The following is a 22,667-nucleotide window of genomic DNA, read 5'->3' on the forward strand; positions in this document are numbered from 1 at the left end:
CACCATTCCCGAATCGATTCGTACGTCACTTCGATCCCTCGGTACAACATCATTTTCTCAATGTCCCGGTAGCTCAAGGGGAAGGTGTAATACAGACAGACACAATAACTAATGATTTCACCGGGAAAACGATGACGGGAGTACATGAGGAAAGTGTGATCTGAGTTAAACCAGTCCGATTATTCTACGTTCCGGTTAATCTGACAATGCCGAACTAAGTGCAAAACGCTACCGAAAACAGCTGCGTCAACGATTTGAAGAGTGGCGAGAAGTTGCTGGGCTGAATTCTGCTGCGTAATCAGAGGGATCAAGACTGCTCAGGAATTATCGTGCCTAATTTTGAATCTGTTCCGTTAAGTTGATAATGCCGAATCGACCCCACCGGAGGACAAAAAAAAACAGGGGATGAGAAAAAACAGGAGTTGCTGCTCATAGGGGTCGCAGCGATCGTAGGGAGTGTGGCAGTTGGGTATCTTCTGGTACTTTGGTTGCGTCCGCGTTGGCTGTTGTTAATTCCTTCTAACTTCAAAACGCCGAAAATTGGACCAACTCCGGAGCTATCGCCGAGTGTGATCCATTTATTCCAGTATCAGCCGAGGGTGCTGGATGCTTGGTTGAGAGATCGAATTGAGGAATCTAGGAAACAGTTCGATGAGCGGGAAACCGTTCAGGAGCGTAAGACTCATCTTTCTTCGATGCCCGTCGCGCTGGATCGCAAACCCAACTAGATCGCAAACCCAAACCAGTAGAACTGACGGCAAAAGATTTACGCGAGATTTGTGCCAAGCAGGAATTTCGGCTGTTGATTGTGGGCGAAGGCGGAGCCGGGAAGATGCATTTGGCGTTTCAGCTTGCAAAATGGGCAATGGCGGAGGAGAAAGAAGCGCGGCTCTGTCAGCATCAGATGTTACCCGTGTTGATTGAGGATGAACTGGAGGAGCGGAAAGAGAATTCGACAAGTACATCCCCGTTATTGAATTCGATTGCTGAGCAACTGAAGAATTTACGGAAGGATGGGAAGCCAGCTCCAGAAGAGTTGCTGAAAAAGCTGTTAGAGAAGCGGCGGGTGCTGGTAATGGTCGATCATTTATCGGAAATGAGTGAGGCGACGCGCAAACTGATTCAATTGCGGGATTCGAGTTTTCCGATCAATGCACTGGTAGTGACTTCTCGGTTAGAAAACATTCTGGCCACAGAGGTAACGCACACGAAGATCAAGCCAATACGGGAATGGCAAGGAGCTTTCCGGCTTTATGGATGCTTATTTGACGGCGAAAGGGAAGCGGAATCTGTTTGAGGATGATCAGTATTTTGAGTATCTGCGGCGGTTGTCGTTGATCGTGACGGATGCACGAGAAATCACATTACTGTTTGCCAAGCTGTATGCAGATTTAATGATTGCGGTTGCAGAGAGGGATCTGAGTGAGGATCTGGCTAAGAATGCGTCAGATTTGATGTTGAGCTATGTGAATGAACTGAACCGCAATGTGCAGGAAGGCAAGCTCGAAGATGCAACAGTGCAGCAAGCTCTGAAGCTGATTGCCTGGGAGTGTGTGCATCCGACGTTTCTGGCTTAAACGTCGGATCGTCAGGCAGTATTGACGCGATTAGCGGGGTTATTGGGCGAAGGAGAAGCGGCAAAGGAGACAGCAAAACAACAGTTGAAGTATCTGGAAGAGCCGCTGTCTCTCATTCGCACGGTGAAACCCGCCAATCAGCCGCTTCGTGTGTCGCTAGATCCTTTGGCGAAATATTTGGCGGGACTGTATTTAGTGGAGCAGTACCGGGATGATGAGGCAGCTTGGCAAAAGTTTTTGGTCGAGGCAGAAGAGAAACCCGGCACGGTAGAAGAAATTCGAGGATTTCTGTTAGCAGTCAGAGAGTGTTGTCTAGTCAAAGCAGCAGAAACAAAAGTTCCCGATTTTGTGGCTGAAAAATTGGCGAAGTTAGCAGGTTTAGACCCGGAAGCACTGGAACAAGAGCGGCTCAATCGCCGGATTCGCTATCTAATTTCTGGTCTTTCTAGTACGAATGCAAACGATCGGGGACATGCGATTGACGAGATCAGCAAAATTGGTTCAGCAGCAAGATCTGCAGCTATACCTATTGCCAAACTGCTTAGAGATGGCGACAATCCTGGGTCAATCTCCCACAGTTCGCGCTGTCTAGCCAAATCTTCAACGGGCTGGACAGTAATGTGGTGGCGAGGAGCCATCACAATATCGCTCAATTCTTCACAGGCGACAACGAGGGGAGAGACGCTCATCATAGGCTTGTCATTACGGTAGGTTTCTCCTGAGTTTATCAATGCCGCCTTTAAAAGGCAAAAAGCGCGATCTCCGGTCGAATTCGAGCGTGCTACCACTTCAGTCCAAAAGTGAGCCTGAAATCGGTCAGCGTGACCGATTGTGAGTCGAAAGAAGAGTGCTGTCTTCAGCTAAGCTTCCCGTTGAATTTAACGATCGCAAAGCAGGATTTATTTCAAAATGCTGTACCTTGAAAATTGGTCTTTTAGGAAAAACTAAATGGATATAACAATGCCTGCTTTTTGTAGCAAATGTGAGAACATCTTTTCTTCAGGAATTAGCGTTAAGGATCCCAGCAGCAATATAACCTTTAAAGGAGCTTTAGCAAACTGCCCGCAATGCGGAGAAATAGGAATCATTCCAGATGGAGCCTACGATTTCATTGAAAATACAATACGCGTTTTGTCTGGACCGGAAGCAACATTAGAGAGTTTGCGAAGATTAAAAGCTATTTTGGACAAGGCTAAGGACGACGATCTTGAGCCTCAACAAGTTGCCGAAATCATTAAGAGAGAAATTCCTGAGCAGTCTCTAATAGCTGATGATTTAGCGAAAGCGAAAAAAGATGATTTTAGATTTAAAGTAATGTTTGTATTAGGTTTATTAGCCATAGTAATACCTGCGGTAATGGGAACGCCTGGTTTTTTGAATGAGTCTGATGCGTTGATAAAAAGGCTTTGCTCCACCAAAGAGGGGATAGTTACTGAAGTTATAAAGATGTGTGAAAACCAAACAAAAGAAACTCAGAAAAAACTATCTAGTAGCGAGAAGAAATCTAAAGGTTTTCAGAAGCAATCTAAAGATTCCCAGAAGAAATCCAAAGGTTTTCAGAAGCAGCCAAAAAACAAAAATTAGTTGAATCAGTCAGACTGACCGATTCAAAACAAAAGCGCGATCGTTAAATTTAGCGATCGCGCTTTTTTCGTGTTACACCCGTTTTTCGCCCAACTCTCGAAACACTCTTCCTGATTGGTTTAGGTTTCTCTTGATTTGCTGTTACAGCGATCAGAATCTGCCCTTCCAAATGCAGCGCATACGCCCGCAACTGTCCTTCCAAGTGCGCGAGCAATCGCATCGATTTTGTAGGTGACTTAAAGCTGTTACAACTTTGCGGTAATTCGAGCCAGGAAATAGGCAGAGCCGCAAATTCGCCATTAATAGAAAGGCACGCGCTATCGCTATTCCAAGCACCGAGATATGCCGCAGACTGCCCGGAAAAGTCGCCGTTGTTGATTGTCACAAACATGATTTACGAAATGTCTTGAGAAGCCTTATCAGGATAGGCTTTGAATCTGTTTTTGATGCCTGTTACAGTGATCGCGAATTTAAATCCCTGAATTTGGGGAATTTAGATTTGCAGGTGATGCCAGCGAGGCATTATCAACTTAACGCAAAGGTAGAATAATCGTACTGATTGCACTCTATTCACGATTCCCGACCCATGTATTCCCGCCATCAATTTCCCGGTGAAATTATCAGCTACTGTGTCTGGCTCTACTACACCTTCCCCTTGAGCTACCGGGACATCGAGAAGATGATGCTGTACCGCGGCATCGCGGTGACGGACGAATCGATTCGGGAATGGTGCCAGAAGTTTGGGCAGCACTCTGCCAACTTTGCCAACAGGGCCGATGCCGCTTGCCAGTAGCATTGCCGCATAAGCTTGCCAGAAGTCGGTATGCAGAACACACATTGTCACAAGGAATGCCATAAAGCTTTAGCTCCGGTTTCTGAACGGTTTCTATTCGGCTAAGGAAAGCCGTTCCAACAATAGTTTGTCAATCAAGTCTTTCGTCGCCTGATTCGACTGCAACTCCGACATCGATAGTTCTGTTTGCCAGTGTAGATTCTGCCGTTTTTGACGGTGTGTATTGACACATAGGCTGAACGAGAAATTATGGCTGCGACACCAGAAAGAACTCAACATCGACTATCATTCTGTCCTTACTTGTTTAGGTCTACCCAGGGATTTTACTCACATCCTAAGTCCCCTTTCAGGAGAGAAACTGGGAGGTTTGCCTGAAGTAGGATAGTTTCTCAGCAGATTGTTCAAAAATTCTCAGGAAGTCATCAGCAAATTCTCAGCATCAAAGTTCAAGCTAGTTTCTAGATTCTCTCAAAGCTTCAAAAGAGATCTCGAACCTGCAATATCTAATATTGCTGCACGGTTACTAGTTCTCCAAGTACATCGTACCGGGTTCAAGCGTCGATCAGTATTTAGAAGCTGGAGTGAATCTCTAACAGTGAGGAATAAGCTCTTGTTAGCATCAACTTTCAATTACCCAATCTGATGAGAAAAACAATGAAACGATTTATTTACGGCGGCTTGTCAACGCTAGTTCTTGCAACCTCAATCCTACCTTCAGTTTTTGCAGCACCAGCACCCCAGTTTCCACCTGTCGCCCTGAATAGCATGGCGTTTAACTTTACTGCTCCTTTCATCAGCAATTCTGGGCTACTAAATGATAGCCATATCATTCAAGTGATGGTAGTCGGGATGTCTGTGGAAGATTTGATGGTTTCGATTCCACCGCAGATGGAGAAGTTTAGTCAGATTCAGGTTACGGACGAAACTGGTAAAGAAGTTGCAGCGAAAATTACGTCCAATAAAGAACAGGTTGCAATCGTATTTGATAAACCCGTTGAGTCCGGGCGACTTCTGCAAATCAATATCATTGGAACGCAGACCGATCTCGAAGAGGGTAGGATCTTGCTCTATCGAGTGACTGCTAAACGAACGGGGCTTCAGGGTGATATTCCAGTAGGTACAGCCCGAATTCAGGTTCCTGGTCGGGGCTAGAATCGGGTCTAACATGTCGTGATTCGGTAGGAGCAATGCACCCACAGCGGCAACTACCGATTTCCTGTATCTAATAACAGTCTCGCCAAAGGCAACAAAATCTGGAGCTACGAAAAGCGATTTAATACAAAACAAGCCTTTCTAAATTTGTTTGAGAATGCGTGTGAAACGATCGCTGCACACGCATAGCTTTAATTTAGTAGTTCAGTCAGGACGTTAGCTCAATATCATCTCGCTTTAGACGAACCTCAACTTCGCGCTCCACATATTCCCACTCTCTACTTGTACGCATCCGCTTTAATAATTCATCAAAAGCCTTGGTATGATGCGGCGCAAATTCAAACCAAGTAAGAAAATCAAATGGTTCCCCAAGATCACGACAGTGAAACAACCGACGCGCAACTTCAGGAAGATACTCTAAACCTACAGCCGTATGATGAGACTCTTCCTCAAAAATTGCGCGCCGTTCATCTTGTGCCATTTCCCACCACTGGACAGATTTTTTAATCGGAATGAGTACCGCAGAAACAGCTTCCGAACGATTTAGCTCCGGTTGAACTGCTTGAAGCGTATTCAATTCATCACGCTTCGCATAGCGAATATTACTGCTAAAACTTTGGAGAATCCACGAACTATCTAACGGCAATTCCAAGACAGCATCATTCACCACATTCACTCTTTCAACCTGCTTTAAACTAGCTCCCAAAATGCCCCGTATGTCTATGACTTGCCATATGCCCTGTTTACCGCCAATAAACGAATATGTGCTGTTCATCCTCGACAACCTAGCTGCTAAAGGTTTTGTTCTGTTTATCATGAAGATTTTTACTGCAAAAGATGGCTGAATCAAGATAGATTCAGCCATCTTAGAATCGCTGCACCTCAGTTTTGAATACGATCGCCTGATCGATTCTAGTTCTAAAGCTCACTCGACTTTTCTCGTCGTGCCATATGGTAATGATCGTTAGCAGCACAAATCCAAGCTCCCACCAGCATAAAAACATTCTTGTCCCAGTTTCCCTGGTTATTTGGCAATAATCCATCGGGTCCAATTAAACCAAATGCCAGAATAAAGCTTAAGAGCATCAGCATCATGATAATTCCTGCCCAGCGCACAAAGCGATTAATGATAAACAAGCTACCTACAATGATTTCGACAAGCGGCAGCAAATAAGCATAAGGGACAGCAAGAATCAGAGGTAAGGGACCAATTCCTTCAAAACCCCAACCCCACAGCTTCAACTTGAGTTGGGTCACTGTCTCAAAGAACCCGCCAGGAGCATGAAAGTAAAGATAGTTCGCAATGCCGGATAGAACAAAGAAAAGTCCTAGAAGCACACGCATTGTCGTAATCGATAGTCTGAAGAGGCTCCGTTCGCTACGCAAGCCAGTTTGAGTGTGAGTGTCTAAAATCATTAAAAGTCTCCAAATTTAAGGGATGCACAAGTTGCATTTACTTGTGTTGAAGTCGATCGAGCAGGGCAGGGAGTTGGGTCGATCGCAATGTTTGCTCAAACTGCAGCGGTTGAGCAACCCGCCACAGCAGAAATCCACTACTGACGACTACGATCGCAGCCGCAATATCACCAACTCGCTGAAGCAGGCGCGGTGGCCTCTGAGGCTTAGTGGCAAACTGACCGTGATGCTGAAACAGTTCATCGGTCAGCCAGCCTACTGTTGCTTTGAAGTTATGGACATACACAGGTAGAAGTTCGAGGTAGGTTCCATGTCGAACCAAATGTCCAGCCCTTCCTGTAATGGGAACTCGATCGAAGAGATTCGCAACGCTCTCGCCCAGTCCCAACTTCATTAACGTGCCTCGCAGTGCGACTGTCGCAGGTTTGGGGGATTGCCCACGCGCGATCGCGTGTAAGTTATGCGCGATCGCGGCACCCTGTTGATAAGCAACTTGAGCCGTTGCCGGTAATGGCTTCTCCAAAACAGCACAATCTCCTCCTACAAAAACTTCAGGAAAGCTGGGAAGTTGAAGGGTTGGGGTCACACAAAGACGACCCGAACGATCGCGCTGCTCAGGCAGGATTGCTAATTGTTGAATCAGCGGATGTAGACCATTTCCCGCTGTCCATATCACAGTAGCAGTGCGAAGAATTTTGATCTCCTGCTCCTGTTCATAGGCTAAAGCATCTGGAGAGACTGATTTTACAGAAACGCCTTGGATGAGTTCGACAGAAACAGCTCTCGTCTGCAGTGCTCTTTGGACGATTTCTCGCAGATGGCCATTGATGTCACCTTTGAGAATTTCGTTACTTCGATTCAGCACCACAATCCGAATTTCCTTTGGGTTACCATGCAATCGGTCGTACCATTGTGGAAGAAGATCGGCTAGGGTTGCTGCCATCTCTAGTCCTGACGGTCCTGCTCCAACAATTGCGATCGTCAAGAGTGCTTGCCGTCGCTCAACATCCGCTTGCGTTGCCCGCTGAAGACAATTCCGTAATTGTCGGCGTAATGCAACTGCATCTTCTCCCGTCCGAAACGAAAAGGTATAGTCCTTAGCACCTTTGATGCCAAAATAGCTCGGAACACTGCCTAGCCCTAACACAAGATTGCTATATCGATAGTAGAGCCCCGACGCGAGTTTAATTTGTCGTTGCTCTAAGTTGATCGAGTAAATATCATCTTGCACAAAAGTAACGCTATCACACTCAAATAGATCGGCATAGCGAGGCTGCACTTGAATATCCATCATCTCACCGCTCAGAAGTTCATACAGCAAGGGTTTAAAGACAAAGCGCTCAGCTCGATCAATGAGTACAATATGTCGTGAATAGCGGCGATTGCAAAGGTGTAAGGTTGCAAATAATCCCGTGAAGCCAGCGCCCAAAATTACGGTTGGTAGAGTTGTTTCACTCATAGCTGTATCCTGCGGCATGTTGAAAAATAAGGCAGTTCTGGTAATAGAAAGCGTTCATCTAACGAATTCTCAAACCGTTCTCAATTTGGGAGACTTTGCAGAATGGAGCGTTCTATAAACCTGCTGAATTACGTCTAATAGCTGATTCATTGTGAAGGGTTTTACGAGCCAAGCAATCTGATTTCGTTCAGCCTGTGAGAAACGATCGCTTTTATCATCTACTGTCATGCCTACCATGGGAAATTGATACCCCATTGCCCTAAGTTGATAGTGCATCTTTGAGCCAGCATCTCCTGGTAAATTCCAACTCAACACGATAATGTCTGGGCACAACACTTGGGCTGCTATCAATCCAGTTTTAGTGTTATGCTCAACACTGACTTGATAGCCTTCAGCACTTAGCTCTAGAGCAATAAACTGAGCTAGGTTAATTTGGTCTTCGACCAGAAGAATGCGCGTTTTCATACACAAGCTAAGAGAAACATTAGAATCCGCTGAAAAGAGTAGAGCATTAGTTGTAGGCTAAGTAATTTTCAGACTCCTCTAAATCCCATCCCAATTTCGATGCTTACTGGCTCCGTATGCGGCAAATTGCGATCGCGAATTGCGCGCCGAGAACGGTGATGAATGCCAGTTTGACTGAAGCATAACCCAATCAAAATGATGCTACCTCCAATGTACTGAGCTTGGGTTGGCGTTTCATTGAGAATCCAGTAGGCAGCGAGAATGCCAACAATCGGCGTCAATGAACTCACGATCGCTGCGGTAGAAACTGTTGATGCTCTCAAGCCTCGAACCCAGAACGCTTGCCCTAGCACTACAATGATTACGCCATACACCAACATCCATTGCCAAAGAAATGGTGAGAAAACACCCCTGAAATGAGAACTGCCATATAGAACTACCGTAGCTAAGAAGAAGACAGCCGTTCCGATCGCAGTCCGAAAGATCCCATAAATGCCTAGAGGAACTTGAGAAAGCTGATTTTTACTAATGATTGTTGAAATCGCTAGCGCGATCGCACCTGTTGCGGCTAATAGTTCACCTCTGCCAATTCCCACCAGACCAAGCTGGGTGATTGACGGCTGCAAGAAAATCGTCAAGAACACCCCAATTAAGGCAACGATCGCGCCGACGATTTCCCATCGATTTGGTCGTTCTTGTAAAAACCAAATCGATAATGCAATGGTTAAGGGTGGCTCTAATCGCCCGACCAAGACCACATTGTTAACCTGCGTTAATGCTAGGGCTTGAAAAATCAATGCGGGCGCAATTGCACCTGACAAGAGCGTCACAAGGGTCAAGCTCACCCAATTTCGTCCTGAGAGCCGATCCAAATTCGCGCGGTTCCACTGCCGCCCGTAAACTGTTACGAGAACTAGCAGTGCACAAAGATTGCCTACAAACAAAACATTACACAAAGAGATTGGATTTTGTCCATTCGTGAAGTGTTGAGCACCAATCTCGGTAAGCTTGCGGGTGACAGCGCTAGAAGCACCGAAGATCAAAACAGCAAGCCAGAGATAAAGCTGCCCTGGGTTTTTTGGGTGCAATCGAGCCTCGTTTCTAAAGTTCGTCACGATCTTATTGCCATAAAGCAGGAGTTTGGTAGTCATTACCCTTCACTAATGAAGTCTTTCCAAATGCTAGAAAAAGCCGAGGCGATTACTTTACTTCACTGGATGCAAACTGGGTGACTCTGCCCGTCTTTATTGCTACGACCACATCATACGTTGCACAATAAGCAACCGTGATGTTGTTCGCTTTGTTGTAGAGATTGACAACCATACCTGCGCCTCCGGGTTGCACCGAGATTGGCTCTAAATCTCCAAAGAAGTAGCGCCGCAGTTCATCGCCGCCACCAAACTGCCCTTTGTGCTGCGTGATCTTGGCAATTTTTTGCTGTGCAGTCAAGCCTGTACTATCTTTCATTTCTTGAGCCAAGGCTTGCATAAGCTGAGGATTGATTGCTTTGAGTGGAGCATCCCACATTGCTGCCATTCCAACTAAAACAGCCGTAGCCACAGTTGTAGCGAATAAAGAAGTAAGTTTCATGAGGTAATGCGTGAATAGCTTTGTTAATTCCAGCATGGAAGCAATCGCTGAGAAGGATCTAAACCGAAACTAAACGTTTTGTGAGTTTGACAGTGTAAAACACTCAGTGCAAACTCAGGATTTTCTCAGAAAACTGTGCTGTTATTTTTTAAATCGATTTCCCAGCCAATTCTCATGGATCAATCAGAACGCATTCAGCCTTGTTTGCCATTTTTATTGTTATCAACCACTCATTCAACTTATGGAGATCGATGATGAACCGCTTTCTATTAGTAGCATTCTCGTTAATGGTATTGTCTGCGATCTCAACCATTTCAGCGATCGCCCAAACTCGTGAACGAGAAAATGTGAGCTACAATCCAGTAATCACTCAAGCGACCTCTCAGCTAACTCCGGCCGATCTTGCAAGTTTTGCTTATCGGAGCTATTTCAAATCTCAAGGGATCAGCGGCTATGGAGTTCTGATTCAAGAGCACAGTTTTGGTAAAGTAACCGCTAAGGACATTGTGCAAGCCACAGTCAACACCTACCAACTGCCAGCTTCTACCCTCAACGATCGTGCCTATCTCAATACACTAGATAGCCAACTGCGAGAACTCAATCTACATTAAGCGCCTCTGAGGAAGTCAGTCTCAGCTTTCTCAGTTAGTTTCAACTAGTCTAAAATGAATGCATAATTCTAGACTGGGTTGGAACGCAATCTGCGTCAAAGTAGGTGATCTCCATGCGTCGCTTGAGTAGAGCTTCAAGAACAAGATTCAGACAGAGATGGAATCGCCTCGATGCCAACTCACTGCATTTTCGGCTGATCCTCAGCGTGATTATACTTTTTGCGATCGCTGCTGTAAGTTTTGTTCTTCTCAGTCATCGAGACGTGCAGACATTGCTTTCAATGAGTTCATTTGATGCAGCAACAACGACAAAGTTTCTTACAGTCACTGCTCGATTAACAATACTTGGCTTAGTTTTTATTGGAGTGCTGATGTTGGTCATGATCAGCCTCATTTGGCGATCGCTCTCAGCCCTACGACGGCTAAGCCAATGGGCGGCTTCCTCGACGAATCGATTGAATCCCTACCGGCTCGATCTATACCCTGCACCGACCGAAATTGAAAGATTAGCGCAGCACTGGAATGAGGTCTTAGCCCAACTCGCAACCGTTAAAGATCAGCAGCGACAGTTTACGAATGCGGTAGCGCATGAACTACGATCGCCCTTGAGTCTGATCTACGGTTATCTTCAACGGAGTCAACAACAAAATCAAGCACTGACAGAAGTACAGAAAGAAACGCTGGCGATGGCGATCGCCGAAGCAGAACGCATGACGCTAATCCTACAGGATTTGATTGATCTAGCTCGCGTAGAAAGTATTGATACGTTAATTGCTGATGAAGTTGTTATTCTAAATGATTTTGTTCGCGATATTGTTAATATGACCGAGAAGTTTGAGTCTCGTAAAATTGAAACTGAGTTATCAACAATACGAATACGAGTGCAAACAAATCGAGATTATTTAATGCAAGTTTTAGATCATCTGATTAGCAATGCAGTGAAACATTCTGATTCAAGTATCCCGGTGATTATTACACTCAATCAAGAGGGCAACGCAGCGATTATACAGGTACGCGATCGCGGAAGTGGAATTCCCCCCTCACAACAGGCATTAGTGTTTGAACCATTTTACCGAACTGATCCTTCACGGGCGCGAGCAACTGGCGGAACTGGTTTAGGATTGACGATCGCAAAAACATTAGCCGAGCGGATGGGCGGCAACATTACGGTCGAATCTCATCCGGGTGAAGGTAGTACGTTTACATTAACACTTCCAGCCATAGGAACTCGATTATGAGCGCTCATATTCTGTTAGTTGAGGATGAAGCAAAACTTGCCCGCTTTATCGAACTAGAGCTAGCCAGTGAAGGTTATGCGGTGAGTGTCGCGCACGATGGAATGTCCGGTTTAATGCTTGCTCGTGAAGCTACGCTCGATCTTGCCATTCTAGACTGGATGCTGCCAGGGCTATCTGGGTTGGAACTGTGTCGGCGATTGCGCTCAACCGGAAGCAAAGTTCCGGTAATTTTACTGACTGCACGAGATGAAGTAAGCGATCGGGTTGCAGGATTGGATGCCGGAGCCGATGACTATATGGTCAAACCCTTTAGCATCGAGGAGCTGTTGGCAAGAGTCCGCGCTCATTTACGGCGAGTGCAAGATGGGGATGAAGAAGTTTTACAGTTCAACACCTTACGGCTGAATCGAAAAACTCGCGAGGTGTATCGCGGCACTCGACAAATTACCCTTACCGCTAAGGAATTTGACTTGTTAGAGTATCTTTTGCAACATCCGCGCCAAGTGTTTAGTCGGGATCAGATTCTGGAGAACGTTTGGGGATATAACTTTATGGGTGATTCTAATATTATCGAAGTCTACATCCGCTATCTACGATTAAAGCTAGAAGAAAATCAAGAACCTCGACTATTGCACACGGTTCGTGGAGTCGGCTACACGCTACGGGATTGATCCTCGTCAAAGCGGAAATTGCACCTGCACGATCGTTCCTTCGTGATCGGATGAGGTAATGCTGAAGCTTCCACGATGTGCTTCAACAATGCGTTTGACGATCGCTAACCCTAATCCGGTTCCCTCAGCTTTTGTGGAGTAAAACGGCTCCGTCAATCTTGGCAAAACCTCATGCGCGATTGGTACACCCCCGTTTTGAATCGAAATATCAAGCTGATCTAACCTTAAAGTGACTGTCCATCGAATCGTCGCATCGGGATCAACCGCTTCACAGGCATTGCGAATCAGATTAATAAAGACCTGTTTTAGCTTGTCGGCGTCCCCTAGAATGCAGATTGGCGAACTCCAAGGCACAAATACGATCAAGCGTTCTTGTGCTTCGGGCATTGATCGCAGCAAAATGAGTAGCTCTTGAATAAAAGCATTGATTTCAATTTCAGCAAGCTGCAAAACTTGAGGCTTGGAATACAATAAAATTTCATCTAGTAAATTTGCTAATCGTTCTGCTTCGCTGGTTGCTAATGACAGTCGTGCCTGAGCCGATCCTGGCAAATCCAGCTTCGCAAAGTGGTTTAATCCAAGTTGCACCGTCGTGAGTGGATTGCGAATTTCATGCACAATCATGGCGGCAAACTCTCCGATCGCTGCCAGTCGTTCCTGCTCGATTAATTTTGCTTGTGCCGCACGGAGTTCGAGCGTACGTTTTACCACTTCTGCTTCGAGGAGTTCATTGAACTGTTGCTGCTGTTGATAGAGACGGTAGTTATCGATCGCCGTTGCTGCTCGTTCAGCAAATAGTTCAACCGAGGCGAACATGTCTTGAGTGTAGTGGCGCAGCTGCCGACTAAACGAACAAATCGTCCCCACGATCTCACCCGGAGCCGTCCGAAGCGGTACGCCGAGATAGCAGGAGTAGCCTTCTAGGAGCACTTCACATCCAGCATTTTCAGCAAAAAAAGGTTGTCCACTTTGAATAACTCTTTCTGCAAGCTTTCCATGCAGCGCAAACTCAGCTTCGGTTTTCATTTCTAGATTACTTGCGATCACTTGTGCAGTTGCACCTTCATAAAGAGTTACGATCGTCCAGTCAGAATTCAATAACTGGTTTACTCCACAAGTAATTTCATGCAAGTAGCGGCTCAGATCATGAGCGCGATAACTTAACGTTGCCAAAGAATCCAGGATGCTTTGCTTTTGATCAGGTTGGGGTGTACTCTGCCTGTTGATCATGCCGCTCTCCCTAGTTAGGAAATAATTCTTTCGATCAGCTGATTCACTGAGAATAGGCTGTAATTCCCCGACTGTCTTTGATTCAAATCAAGTTTATTGCATTCTTTAGATTATTTTAACTTGCCTGAAATCTATTGAAGCATTGTAATGCGACGTTTATCTCTGAGAATTACGCCTTCTGTTTCCAATTGGGTTAGGGTACGCGATAACACTTCAGGGCTGATCCCTAAATCAAAGGCAATGCTTTTCAAGGGTTGCTCTAGGCACACAGAATTTTGATTGGTTGGTATCACAAAGCGTAAATAATGTAGGACACGTTCTCGTGCTGAGCGAATCCCGCGCACCTCTAGCATGGTTTTCGTGAGGTGCAGTCGGTAGGCGAGTTGTGCCATAAAAGCGGTTGCAAGATCCGAATCCTGCTGCAAGGCGGTGAGAAATGCTTGTTTCGGAAACACTAGAACCTGAGTGGGTTCTTCAACGATCGCACTACAAGCATAAGCATCAATAAAAAGCACCAGTTCCGCACATAATTCTCCTGGGTTCACTTGGTAATGGTTTACGATTTGTCCATTTTCGGTATAGTGTAGTAATCGAATTCGCCCAAATTGAATGGCATAGACTGCTTCAGCAGGCTCACCTTTGTGGAAGAGGGGTTGTCCAATTGTTAGGGTTTGCTGAGTTACGACGGTCTGTAAGGCGGCGGGCAGTTGGTCAAAATCTGAGAAGTTCATAGCTTTAGCGGAGATGACGATCGCTATCTTCGTGATGTCCAGTTTAAGGCTATTGGTATCAGAAGGTAACGTATTGATTGCGCTTCGTCTAGTATCCATCATCTACTTTAACGATTGCTGAGAGAGGTTAGTATGGAAGCTGAGAAAAGCTAAATTTCTCCTCATTCTTGAGTTGAGCCGATGCTAGATTCAGGCAGTACAGCACAATTCTCTTCATTTCAGCAAAGCTGAATCTCGTTTTCAGTTCTTCTAAAGCTTCATATCGTGTCATTCGATAAAGAGGAGGTTTGAAAAGTAAGCAGCGACGAAGCGAAGCCTTTTCAAACCTCCTCTATTTTTCCACAATTCGCATCAGATGCCCGTCTGGATCGCGCACTAAAAAATCTTTGCGAAACCCCAACTGATGATCTGGCATTAAAATCACACCTGATGAGACGAGACGGTATCTACTTGATCGCAATCGTTGTGCCACTGCATCAGCATCTTTGACAACCAGTGTTGTTTGCCATCCCACCAAATCATTCGCACGAGCGTCAGCAGGCAGGGATCGCCCATCTGATGGCGTTAGATAGTCTAAAAACTCGATCCCAGGTCCAGCAGGTGCTCGCAGTCCAGTGATCTGAAGGCGTGCTCCAAAAACATTATTGAGATGTTCCTGTTCCGTACCGTAGTTTTCGCTTGCTCCAGCAACGCTCAATCCCATCCCGATAAAAACTGAGGCTAGCTTGAGTGTTAGAGACTGCGATCGCCGTATGGTCAATTCCCAAAAACAATTGGCGGTTGGACTGCTGCCATCGGGGATCGCCTTTGCCGGGAGGGTAGTCAATAATCTCTAGATTGTGTCCATCCGGATCACGAAAATAAAACGCCTCAATGCCTGCTGCGGCTGGAATATAGTTCGGCAGTCGCTGGGGCGCAGTTGAAACATGTTGAATGCCATGTTGCCGCAAATGTTGATAAGCTCGATCCATATCGCTAACTACGATTGCAATATGTTGAAACCAGCTATCGTTGCTGCGCGAATCGTCTGGAATGGGTCTGCCTTCTGGCGTGAGATAATCTATGAGTTCAATCACCTCACTGCCCAACTGCAACTGCACCACTCGCATTCGTACGCCAAACACGCCTTGCAGGTGCTCGTATTCGCTGCCCCACACCTCAACATCCGAAATTTTGCGAAAGGGGAGAGTTTTGGTATAAAACTCAAGCATCTGCTCCATATCGGATACCGTTATTCCCACGCTTGCCACGGCTTGAACCTGTACCGTTGCAGCTTGAGCCAGAGTAATCGATGCGGATGGGGGAGCTTGACGTTGCTTAACTTGAGGGGTAGCGCGGCTGTTGGAAGTAAGGGCGATCGCCATAGCCACACCGAGGGACAGAAGGGCTCGTTTGAGTGTTATCACGTTCTTGAACAGGCAAAATTGTCTGGACATGTCTCTAGCAGAACTCTCGCTGCTCGCTGTCTGAGCGACCGCGCTTCATGAATGGTTCACCCTTTTGATAAGCAATTTCAAGAGCGAACCGTTGACTACATTGAAAGTTGTTCGAAAGTTGTTCTCTAATCAGAGCTTCTCTAGAGCCGATTACTATGCCGATAACTATTCCCATTTCGATAGCCGTACACCGCTTTTAGAGATTCCCCTAGCGACCACAGCCCTCCTCCCAAAATCAAGATATCTTTCAACAGAAACTGTCCGGGAATGGGAGATAACGCCGGAAATCCGATGGCGGGTTCCCAGCCAGGAGTCGAAAGGATAAAGCTCAATGTCAGTAGAGAAGTGATGACCGCCATCGCACTTCCGATCGCACACGCGATCGCTGACCAAGGGCGCACTGCGATTAAGATGGCGGTTATGAGTTCAATCACACCGATCACATTTGACGTTCCTTGAACTCCAAACACACTTAGCATCCAACTCATAAATGGGCTGTGGGCAACCAATGGCTCGATCGCTTTAGCTTCAAAGGGAAGGAATTTCAGCAGTCCAATCCACAGAAAGATGAGAACCAGTCCGTAGCGAATGATCAATAATCCTGCAATTTCCAAGTTCCGACCCAATGCAATTCGGTTTTGTGGTGTCGTTGCCATCAATCTTTTCCTCTTAATAAATCTTGTCCATTGATTGTGGTATCTCTATTTCATTCGATCCTTTAGGTGCTTGCTGACTCGCAGCGCATTAGCAATAATGGTTAACGTTGGATTCACGCCAGAATTGGACGGAAAAAAACTACCATCCACGACATAGAGATTATTCACATCGTGGGTGCGACAGTTGAGATCTAGCACTGAGGTTGTTGGATCTTCGCCAAAGCGACAGGTGCCACACTGATGCCCTACAGCTTGTAAGGAAATGCTGTTGCGAGGATAAATGCCCATCGGGATGATGTAAGGCTGCATCGAATGATCGATCGCCTCCAATACCTTGATCCAGCGTTGAACGAGACGATCATGGGGTTTTGTATTGTTCGGCTTGTACTCCAAACACACCTTATCGCCCCTTGATCGCACCCGATTCTCTGGATGAGGTAAATCCTCGGATTGTAGCCACCAACCTGTGGAATGACTGGCAATTTGATCGCGTCCAAAACCTGGAACTAGCTTGACGAGCGGTGATAACAGTGGGGGAGTTTCAGCCGGAATCATGTCTCCCAAAACATTACCTGTGTTTTGGATTTGTCCCATTGGATAGGGAAACCCTTCCTCACCCCAGTAGAAATCGTTGATGGCGATCGTCTTTTGATAAACGGATGGATTTGGCTTGGAGCTGATTGCCAGGATTGCTGTTGCCAAATGCTTCATGAAGTTGCGCCCGACCTGATCGGAACGATTTGCTAAGCCCTTGGGATGCTGATCATTAGCAGAGCGTAAGAGCAAGAGTGCAGAGTTAATCGCGCCACAAGCAACCACCACAATGTCGCTTACGAAAAGATGAGATCGCCCGTCAATTTCCGCTTCCACCCCAGTAACTTCCCGTCCCGATAGGCTAGTGTGCAAGCGTGTAACCTTGGCTTTCGTCGCTAATGTGACGTTCGCGTGTTGTTGAGCTGGACGCACCGCATTTACATCCGCATCGGCTTTAGCATAAACGAGGCAAGGAAAGCCATCACAGGTATTACAGCGAATGCAAGGACTGAAATCTGGATCTGCTTCATCCAGCTTAATGCCTAACGGTAGATGAAATGGCTGAAATCCTTGATGCTGCAATCCATTGCAAATATCCTGCATACGAGGCTCATGACTCACAGGAGCATGGGGATAGCCCTGACTCATGGGTGGTTCGATTGGGTCTTCACCCTGCAATCCATGTACGTTGTATAGGTTTTCCGCTTCCGTGTAGTATGGTTCGAAATCCTGATATTTGAGAGACCAGGCGGGGGATAATCCCTCGTGATGAGTGACTGCGTCAAAATCCTGCTCCCGCATTCGTAGAAGTGCCGCACCGTAAACTTTGGTGTTGCCACCGACCCAATATCCTGTCCCCGGACGAAAGGGCTTACCCTCGATGTTGTACCACATCTCATCAGTGTGATAGCGTTCCTTCTGGTAGACCTCTTTGGCATTCCAATTCGCTTTTTCACGGGGTAAAAAACTGCCGCGCTCTAAAATGAGGATTTTCTTACCTGTTGAGGCGAGCTGATAGGCTAGCGTGCCTCCACCTGCCCCTGTACCAATGATGATGACATCGTAGTGAGTGTTAGTTGTCATGGAAAAAGACCTTAGACAGTTAGGAATTAAAAGTTAAGAGTCGAGATGATAGAGTGTGCAAATTCTGCAATTGTGCATTTTTAGTGGTTAATTTCCGAAACACGATGCGAAGCAGTTCCCCCTTAGGAGTAATCGCTCAAATCAAGCTCACGATTCTGTTTATAATTGCAGTGAAAGATACAGCGTTTGCGATTATCGTGGTGAAGTTTGGCGCAGTTGACAGCTCGTTGGCCAAATAAAAACTGATACAATTCCGCGGCTGAAAACATCCCAATCAAAGGAGCGATTACATACAGCGGAAATGCCGTCCAATTTTGAGCAGGAAAAGCGGAGGCAAAACTTCGGGCAGGATTCATGCCAAACCCAGAAAGCGGTGCTTCTAGAAAGACATAAAGCATCACTAAACATCCAGCAAATACTCCGGTGAAACGACTGAATTTGTTGTTGCTGGTGAGCAGAACCATTGTCATCATGATGAAGGCAATAACTAGTTCGCCCAATAAAGCAGCTATCCAACCCAGTGTTCCTGGCACAGTGACGATGTAGTTAACAGGTGGTTGAGTGAATGCATTTTGCAACAGCAGTATGACAAAATAAACGCTTGCCACCCCTCCTAAACATTGAAACAGAATGTAGAACAAGGCATCTTGATACTTTACTTTCCCTAAGCGGTAAAACGTTAGGGTTACTGCCGGATTGATGTGTGCGCCAGACTGCTTGCCCCAAGGAGAATAGATCAGGGAGATCGCCGTTGATCCCATCGCAACTCCAATCAAAAGTCGGCGTAGATCTTCATTAGCAATCGCTTGATGAACGGGCGAGTTGGGATATTCAAACAAGACGGTAAACACCCCCGCAGAGACCATGAAAAGCCCCAGCAGTGCCGCTTCCATCAGGTACTCTGGCAAATGCTGTTTAAGCATTTCCATCTTGACCTCCCTGTGCCCAATGTTTGACATTCTGGAGAATCATGGCGACTAGTCCAGTCCATCCGGTTTGATGGCTGGCTCCCAAACCCAGGCCGTTATCGCCGTGGAAGTATTCGTGAAATAGAATGTAGTTGCGCCAGTGGGGATCAGATTGGAACGTTTCTAATCCACCGTATACCGGACGACGGCCTTGACGATCTTGCTGAAAGATCGCCACTAAGCGGTGGGATAGGGCGATTGCCACTTCTTGTAGCGTCATTTGGTGCCCGGAACCTGTTGGACATTCCACCGTAAACTCGTCACCAAAGTATTGATGAAACTGCCAAAGAGCTTCAACGATCAGGTAATTCACCGGAAACCAGACCGGTCCACGCCAGTTAGAGTTGCCGCCAAATAAGCCTGTGGTCGATTCAGCCGGTTCATAGTGAACGTGGTAATTTTCTCCACCAGGGCAGTGCAAAATGTAAGGATGCTCTTGATGGTATTTAGAGAGCGCACGGATGCCGTGAGGACTAAAGAACTCATTTTCATCCAGCATACGCTGCAAGATGCGCCGCAATTTCGCTCCGTCAACGATCGCTAATAACCGTCTGGCTCCCATACCAGGAGTTTCCATACAGGCAACATTGTTTTTCAGTTCTGGGCGATTGTGGATAAACCACTGCATCCGCTTCTTGAAGCCTGGGAATTGTTCTAGCGTTTCCAATTCCAAAACTGTGACGGCAAACAGGGGGATCAACCCGACCATCGATCGCACCTTTAGTGGCAATTGATGACCATCTGGCATTCGCAACGCATCGTAGTAGAACCCGTCTTCGTCATCCCACAAGGAAATCTCCCTATCGCCAATGCCATCAATCGCATCAGCTATGTAGAGAAAATGCTCAAAAAACTTGCTGGCAATATCTTCGTAAGAGTTATCCTCCTTTGCCAGCTCCAGCGCGATCGCCAGCATGTTTAGACAATACATGCCCATCCAGCTTGTGCCGTCTGCCTGATGCAGATAGCCCCCAGTCGGGAGTTCCTTACTGCGATCAAACACTCCAATGTTATCCAGCCCCAAAAAGCCACCCTGAAAGACATTTCTGCCCTCCATGTCTTTGCGATTGACCCACCAGGTAAAGTTGAGCAGCAGCTTGTGAAACACTCGCTGGAGAAACTGACGATCGCTGCGTCCGTAAAACGTTTGCTCAATCTGGTATACCCGCAACGCTGCCCATGCTTGCACGGGTGGGTTCACGTCACCAAATGCCCATTCATAGGCAGGCAATTGGCCATTGGGCTGCATGTACCATTCACGGGTAAGGCGATCGAGCTGCAGTTTGGCAAATTCTGGGTCAATCACGACCAGCGGGATTAAGTGAAACGCCAGATCCCAGGCAGCAAACCAGGGATATTCCCACTTGTCCGGCATTGAAAGGATGTCTTCGCTATACAAATTTATCCACTCGCGGTTGCGTCCTGCCTTCCGTTCGGGTGGCGGCGGTGGCTGCCGGGGATCGCCATTCAACCATTCCTGCACGACGTAGTGGTAGTACTGCTTGCTCCATAACAACCCCGCAAAGGACTGTCGCTGAATATTGCGTTCGTCTTCTGACATGGGGAAGGGACAAATTTGCTGATAAAACTCGTCTGCCTCCTGCTTGCGTATGTGGAAGCGGCGATCGAATTCTAAGCCAAACGGTTGAGCAACAGTCGGGATATCGCTTAACCGCAGGTGAATCGTTTTTGTTTCTCCTGGTGCAATTGATAGTCGATAGTGAGCCGCAAATTTTGTGCCAACGTGATCGGGATTTACGGCATCTGCCTGTCCCTGCACGACATAATCATTGATGCCATCCTTCACGTAAAGCAATTCGTTATTGATGCCAAATAGCCGCTTGTAGTTCGTTTCATTGTTGGTAAAGAGAGGCTCTGAACCATCTTCACAGTACAACCAACGAGTTCCCAAAGTTGGATGAGCCGCTTCAATGACACTGAAAGTTGTGTCATCAACAACTTTGATAAACGGTTGTTCAATGTCAGAATTCCAATTCCACGTGTTGCGAAACCAGAGGGTTGGCAGTAAGTGAAGTGTATGGGCGTCTGGTCCTCGATTGGCAACTGTCACCTGAATTAGAATGTCTTCTGGTGATGCTTTGGCATATTCTACAAAGACATCAAAGTAGCGATTTTCAGCAAAGATTCTGGTATCGAGTAGCTCAAATTCTGGTTCAGACTTGCTTCTCCGGCGATTCTCTTCAACTAATTGCGTATAAGGAAAAGCTTGCTGAGGATATTTGTACAAGCATTTCATGTAGGAATGGGTGGGAGTACTGTCAAGGTAAAAGTAATACTCTTTGACATCCTCGCCGTGATTGCCTTCCGTTCCGGTCAAACCAAACAAGCGCTCTTTCAGAATGGGATCATTGCCATTCCAAAGCGCGATCGCAAAACACAACCGCTGACGGCTATCTGAGATCCCGGCAATGCCATCTTCGCCCCAACGGTAGACGCGCGATCTAGCTTGGTCATGTGAAAAATAATCCCAAGCAGACCCATAGGGGCTGTAATCTTCCCGTACCGTCCCCCACTGCCGATCGCTTAGGTAAGGTCCCCAGCGTTTCCAATAAGCAGTGCGTTCCCGGTCTTGCTGCAATCGAAGTTCTTCTGGAGTCATAATCACTATTGCTCCTGATAGTTCCAGAGCAAACCGCCATCAACAAATAAGGTTGTACCCGTCACATAATCTGACTCAGCAGATGCTAAAAACGTCACGATCGACGCGACATCTTCTGGTTTTCCTAATCGTCCTAAAGGAATGTTTTTCAGCAGTGCGCCCAGTTTTTCTGGATCGTTCAATAGCTTGGTGTTGATAGGTGTTTCGATCGCGCCTGGAGCCACATTATTAATCATGATCCCGAATGGAGCCAGCTCAACAGAGAGATTGCGAGCCAGCATTTTTAATCCCCCTTTACTAGCGCAGTAAGCTGCAAAGTGAGGAAAAGGTAATTCTTCGTGAACCGAACTAATGTTGATCACTTTACCAGGTTGCTTAGTTTCCAATAGATGTTTGACAAAGGCTTGGGTAGTAAAGAATACGCCTTTTAGGTTCACGTTCATCACAGCATCGTAATCGGCTTCAGTTACCGCCCAAAAATCAGCGCTGTTCTCAATTCCGGCATTGTTGACCAAAACATCTAGCTTGCCAAAGTGAGCCACGCTGTCTGTAACCATGCGTTGCACATCAGCAATCATGCCTATATCGGCTTGAATTGTAAAACCATCAACCATGTGGCACTGACCACCCGCCGCTTTCACTTTCGATAGGGTTTCCTCCGCTCCTTCGGGATGAGAACGATAGTTAATGACAATATTTGCTCCTGCCTGAGCCAGACGAATGGCAATCGCTTGTCCAATTCCTTGGCTACTACCCGTAACCAGTACAACTTTTCCTTCCAATTTCATACTTGCTCCAATGATGGTGTTGATTTAGTCAGAGCGAACTAATGGTTGAAAGTGTCTGGAAAAAC

Annotated in this window: 26 protein-coding genes and 2 pseudogenes; 10 read left to right on the top strand and 18 right to left on the bottom strand. The window is 46.5% G+C overall.

Annotated elements, in window-relative coordinates:
* Positions 1–146, bottom strand: a pseudogene (locus NC980_RS23550) (IS6 family transposase); the annotation flags it as partial.
* 276 nt (positions 147–422) lie between these two features.
* On the opposite strand from NC980_RS23550, the gene NC980_RS23555 reads away from it, so the two are divergent.
* The 5 genes from NC980_RS23555 (at position 423) to NC980_RS23575 (ending at position 3,161) form a co-directional block, all read left to right on the top strand.
* Positions 423–728, top strand: a complete 306-nt coding sequence (locus tag NC980_RS23555) for a hypothetical protein (protein ID WP_190376848.1) — start codon at positions 423–425, stop codon at positions 726–728.
* A gap of 104 nt (positions 729–832) precedes the next feature.
* Positions 833–1,297: a hypothetical protein gene (locus tag NC980_RS23560; protein ID WP_190376849.1), complete on the top strand. Its 465-nt coding sequence runs from the start codon at positions 833–835 to the stop codon at positions 1,295–1,297.
* Positions 1,254–1,577: a hypothetical protein gene (locus NC980_RS23565; protein ID WP_190376850.1), complete on the top strand. Its 324-nt coding sequence runs from the start codon at positions 1,254–1,256 to the stop codon at positions 1,575–1,577. Before NC980_RS23560 ends, NC980_RS23565 begins: the two co-directional genes overlap by 44 nt.
* Before the next feature lie 21 nt (positions 1,578–1,598).
* A complete protein-coding gene (locus NC980_RS23570) occupies positions 1,599–2,288 on the top strand; it encodes a hypothetical protein (RefSeq protein ID WP_190376851.1) in 690 nt (229 codons plus the stop codon).
* Between the two features lie 237 nt (positions 2,289–2,525).
* Positions 2,526–3,161: a hypothetical protein gene (locus NC980_RS23575; protein ID WP_190376852.1), complete on the top strand. Its 636-nt coding sequence runs from the start codon at positions 2,526–2,528 to the stop codon at positions 3,159–3,161.
* A gap of 49 nt (positions 3,162–3,210) precedes the next feature.
* On the opposite strand, the gene NC980_RS23580 is transcribed toward NC980_RS23575, so the two are convergent.
* Complete coding sequence (locus NC980_RS23580; RefSeq protein ID WP_348254078.1) at positions 3,211–3,546, bottom strand: hypothetical protein; 336 nt, start codon at positions 3,544–3,546, stop codon at positions 3,211–3,213.
* Between the two features lie 201 nt (positions 3,547–3,747).
* On the opposite strand from NC980_RS23580, the pseudogene NC980_RS23585 reads away from it, so the two are divergent.
* Positions 3,748–3,906, top strand: a pseudogene (locus tag NC980_RS23585) (IS6 family transposase); the annotation flags it as partial.
* 141 nt (positions 3,907–4,047) lie between these two features.
* On the opposite strand, the gene NC980_RS23590 reads toward NC980_RS23585, so the two are convergent.
* The gene (locus NC980_RS23590; RefSeq protein ID WP_190376855.1) at positions 4,048–4,233 is read right to left on the bottom strand and encodes a hypothetical protein; all 186 of its coding nucleotides are present in this window, start codon (positions 4,231–4,233) and stop codon (positions 4,048–4,050) included.
* A 375-nt stretch (positions 4,234–4,608) separates the two neighbouring features.
* Between NC980_RS23590 and NC980_RS23595 the strand changes: the two genes are divergently transcribed.
* Positions 4,609–5,106, top strand: a complete 498-nt coding sequence (locus tag NC980_RS23595) for a hypothetical protein (protein ID WP_190376856.1) — start codon at positions 4,609–4,611, stop codon at positions 5,104–5,106.
* Between the two features lie 208 nt (positions 5,107–5,314).
* Here NC980_RS23595 and NC980_RS23600 read toward each other — a convergent pair whose 3' ends face one another.
* From NC980_RS23600 to NC980_RS23625, 6 genes are all read right to left on the bottom strand, one after another.
* The gene (locus NC980_RS23600) at positions 5,315–5,881 is read right to left on the bottom strand and encodes a chlorite dismutase family protein (protein WP_190376876.1); all 567 of its coding nucleotides are present in this window, start codon (positions 5,879–5,881) and stop codon (positions 5,315–5,317) included.
* A gap of 143 nt (positions 5,882–6,024) precedes the next feature.
* Positions 6,025–6,450, bottom strand: a complete 426-nt coding sequence (locus tag NC980_RS23605; protein WP_242026893.1) for a MauE/DoxX family redox-associated membrane protein — start codon at positions 6,448–6,450, stop codon at positions 6,025–6,027.
* A 109-nt stretch (positions 6,451–6,559) separates the two neighbouring features.
* Positions 6,560–7,981 carry an NAD(P)/FAD-dependent oxidoreductase gene (locus tag NC980_RS23610; protein ID WP_190376858.1) on the bottom strand — a complete coding sequence of 474 codons (1,422 nt, stop codon included), beginning with the start codon at positions 7,979–7,981 and terminating at the stop codon, positions 6,560–6,562.
* A 69-nt stretch (positions 7,982–8,050) separates the two neighbouring features.
* Entirely contained in the window at positions 8,051–8,446 is a 396-nt protein-coding gene (locus tag NC980_RS23615; protein WP_190376859.1) for a response regulator, read from the bottom strand.
* A 68-nt stretch (positions 8,447–8,514) separates the two neighbouring features.
* A complete protein-coding gene (locus tag NC980_RS23620; RefSeq protein WP_190376860.1) occupies positions 8,515–9,597 on the bottom strand; it encodes a DMT family transporter in 1,083 nt (360 codons plus the stop codon).
* A 49-nt stretch (positions 9,598–9,646) separates the two neighbouring features.
* Entirely contained in the window at positions 9,647–10,036 is a 390-nt protein-coding gene (locus tag NC980_RS23625; protein ID WP_190376861.1) for a hypothetical protein, read from the bottom strand.
* A gap of 251 nt (positions 10,037–10,287) precedes the next feature.
* Between NC980_RS23625 and NC980_RS23630 the strand changes: the two genes are divergently transcribed.
* The 3 genes from NC980_RS23630 (at position 10,288) to NC980_RS23640 (ending at position 12,556) form a co-directional block, all read left to right on the top strand.
* The gene (locus NC980_RS23630; protein WP_242026895.1) at positions 10,288–10,647 is read left to right on the top strand and encodes a hypothetical protein; all 360 of its coding nucleotides are present in this window, start codon (positions 10,288–10,290) and stop codon (positions 10,645–10,647) included.
* Between the two features lie 206 nt (positions 10,648–10,853).
* Complete coding sequence (locus NC980_RS23635) at positions 10,854–11,885, top strand: HAMP domain-containing sensor histidine kinase (RefSeq protein WP_347272603.1); 1,032 nt, start codon at positions 10,854–10,856, stop codon at positions 11,883–11,885.
* Positions 11,882–12,556, top strand: coding sequence for a response regulator transcription factor (locus NC980_RS23640; RefSeq protein WP_190376862.1), 675 nt, complete (start codon positions 11,882–11,884; stop codon positions 12,554–12,556). The genes NC980_RS23635 and NC980_RS23640 overlap by 4 nt, the downstream gene beginning before the upstream one ends.
* Positions 12,557–12,562: 6 nt before the next feature.
* Here the strand turns inward: NC980_RS23640 and NC980_RS23645 are convergent, their stop codons facing one another.
* From NC980_RS23645 to NC980_RS23685, 9 genes are all read right to left on the bottom strand, one after another.
* Positions 12,563–13,786: a GAF domain-containing sensor histidine kinase gene (locus tag NC980_RS23645; protein WP_190376863.1), complete on the bottom strand. Its 1,224-nt coding sequence runs from the start codon at positions 13,784–13,786 to the stop codon at positions 12,563–12,565.
* Positions 13,787–13,917: 131 nt separating this feature from the next.
* Positions 13,918–14,517 carry a Crp/Fnr family transcriptional regulator gene (locus NC980_RS23650; RefSeq protein WP_190376864.1) on the bottom strand — a complete coding sequence of 200 codons (600 nt, stop codon included), beginning with the start codon at positions 14,515–14,517 and terminating at the stop codon, positions 13,918–13,920.
* Between the two features lie 331 nt (positions 14,518–14,848).
* Positions 14,849–15,220 (bottom strand): hypothetical protein, encoded by a 372-nt coding sequence (locus NC980_RS23655; RefSeq protein ID WP_242026896.1) that lies wholly within the window; start codon positions 15,218–15,220, stop codon positions 14,849–14,851.
* Positions 15,159–15,881 (bottom strand): VOC family protein, encoded by a 723-nt coding sequence (locus NC980_RS23660; protein ID WP_242026898.1) that lies wholly within the window; start codon positions 15,879–15,881, stop codon positions 15,159–15,161. The genes NC980_RS23655 and NC980_RS23660 overlap by 62 nt, the downstream gene beginning before the upstream one ends.
* A gap of 212 nt (positions 15,882–16,093) precedes the next feature.
* Complete coding sequence (locus tag NC980_RS23665) at positions 16,094–16,609, bottom strand: DUF417 family protein (protein WP_190376865.1); 516 nt, start codon at positions 16,607–16,609, stop codon at positions 16,094–16,096.
* 45 nt (positions 16,610–16,654) lie between these two features.
* Positions 16,655–18,226 (bottom strand): GMC family oxidoreductase, encoded by a 1,572-nt coding sequence (locus NC980_RS23670; RefSeq protein WP_190376866.1) that lies wholly within the window; start codon positions 18,224–18,226, stop codon positions 16,655–16,657.
* A gap of 122 nt (positions 18,227–18,348) precedes the next feature.
* The gene (locus NC980_RS23675; protein WP_242026900.1) at positions 18,349–19,119 is read right to left on the bottom strand and encodes an aquaporin; all 771 of its coding nucleotides are present in this window, start codon (positions 19,117–19,119) and stop codon (positions 18,349–18,351) included.
* 22 nt (positions 19,120–19,141) lie between these two features.
* Complete coding sequence (locus tag NC980_RS23680; protein WP_190376868.1) at positions 19,142–21,814, bottom strand: glucosidase; 2,673 nt, start codon at positions 21,812–21,814, stop codon at positions 19,142–19,144.
* A gap of 5 nt (positions 21,815–21,819) precedes the next feature.
* Positions 21,820–22,602 (bottom strand): glucose 1-dehydrogenase, encoded by a 783-nt coding sequence (locus NC980_RS23685; protein ID WP_190376869.1) that lies wholly within the window; start codon positions 22,600–22,602, stop codon positions 21,820–21,822.
* Between the last annotated feature and the right edge of the window lie 65 nt (positions 22,603–22,667).

This window comes from Leptolyngbya sp. AS-A5, assembly GCF_039962495.1.
Taxonomy (GTDB): Bacteria; Cyanobacteriota; Cyanobacteriia; order Leptolyngbyales; family Leptolyngbyaceae; genus Leptolyngbya.

Coding starts and splice junctions, on each gene's coding strand:
- NC980_RS23675 (WP_242026900.1), bottom strand. CDS start 19,119: ATGGAAGCGGCACTGCTGGGGCTTTTCATGGTCTCTGCGGGGGTGTTT.
- NC980_RS23630 (WP_242026895.1), top strand. CDS start 10,288: ATGATGAACCGCTTTCTATTAGTAGCATTCTCGTTAATGGTATTGTCT.
- NC980_RS23605 (WP_242026893.1), bottom strand. CDS start 6,450: ATGCGTGTGCTTCTAGGACTTTTCTTTGTTCTATCCGGCATTGCGAAC.
- NC980_RS23575 (WP_190376852.1), top strand. CDS start 2,526: ATGGATATAACAATGCCTGCTTTTTGTAGCAAATGTGAGAACATCTTT.
- NC980_RS23625 (WP_190376861.1), bottom strand. CDS start 10,036: ATGAAACTTACTTCTTTATTCGCTACAACTGTGGCTACGGCTGTTTTA.
- NC980_RS23660 (WP_242026898.1), bottom strand. CDS start 15,881: ATGGCGATCGCCCTTACTTCCAACAGCCGCGCTACCCCTCAAGTTAAG.
- NC980_RS23650 (WP_190376864.1), bottom strand. CDS start 14,517: ATGAACTTCTCAGATTTTGACCAACTGCCCGCCGCCTTACAGACCGTC.
- NC980_RS23595 (WP_190376856.1), top strand. CDS start 4,609: ATGAAACGATTTATTTACGGCGGCTTGTCAACGCTAGTTCTTGCAACC.
- NC980_RS23685 (WP_190376869.1), bottom strand. CDS start 22,602: ATGAAATTGGAAGGAAAAGTTGTACTGGTTACGGGTAGTAGCCAAGGA.
- NC980_RS23620 (WP_190376860.1), bottom strand. CDS start 9,597: ATGACTACCAAACTCCTGCTTTATGGCAATAAGATCGTGACGAACTTT.
- NC980_RS23615 (WP_190376859.1), bottom strand. CDS start 8,446: ATGAAAACGCGCATTCTTCTGGTCGAAGACCAAATTAACCTAGCTCAG.
- NC980_RS23680 (WP_190376868.1), bottom strand. CDS start 21,814: ATGACTCCAGAAGAACTTCGATTGCAGCAAGACCGGGAACGCACTGCT.
- NC980_RS23670 (WP_190376866.1), bottom strand. CDS start 18,226: ATGACAACTAACACTCACTACGATGTCATCATCATTGGTACAGGGGCA.
- NC980_RS23655 (WP_242026896.1), bottom strand. CDS start 15,220: ATGGGATTGAGCGTTGCTGGAGCAAGCGAAAACTACGGTACGGAACAG.
- NC980_RS23560 (WP_190376849.1), top strand. CDS start 833: ATGCATTTGGCGTTTCAGCTTGCAAAATGGGCAATGGCGGAGGAGAAA.
- NC980_RS23590 (WP_190376855.1), bottom strand. CDS start 4,233: ATGTTGAGTTCTTTCTGGTGTCGCAGCCATAATTTCTCGTTCAGCCTA.
- NC980_RS23640 (WP_190376862.1), top strand. CDS start 11,882: ATGAGCGCTCATATTCTGTTAGTTGAGGATGAAGCAAAACTTGCCCGC.
- NC980_RS23645 (WP_190376863.1), bottom strand. CDS start 13,786: ATGATCAACAGGCAGAGTACACCCCAACCTGATCAAAAGCAAAGCATC.
- NC980_RS23565 (WP_190376850.1), top strand. CDS start 1,254: ATGGATGCTTATTTGACGGCGAAAGGGAAGCGGAATCTGTTTGAGGAT.
- NC980_RS23600 (WP_190376876.1), bottom strand. CDS start 5,881: ATGAACAGCACATATTCGTTTATTGGCGGTAAACAGGGCATATGGCAA.
- NC980_RS23610 (WP_190376858.1), bottom strand. CDS start 7,981: ATGAGTGAAACAACTCTACCAACCGTAATTTTGGGCGCTGGCTTCACG.
- NC980_RS23665 (WP_190376865.1), bottom strand. CDS start 16,609: ATGGCAACGACACCACAAAACCGAATTGCATTGGGTCGGAACTTGGAA.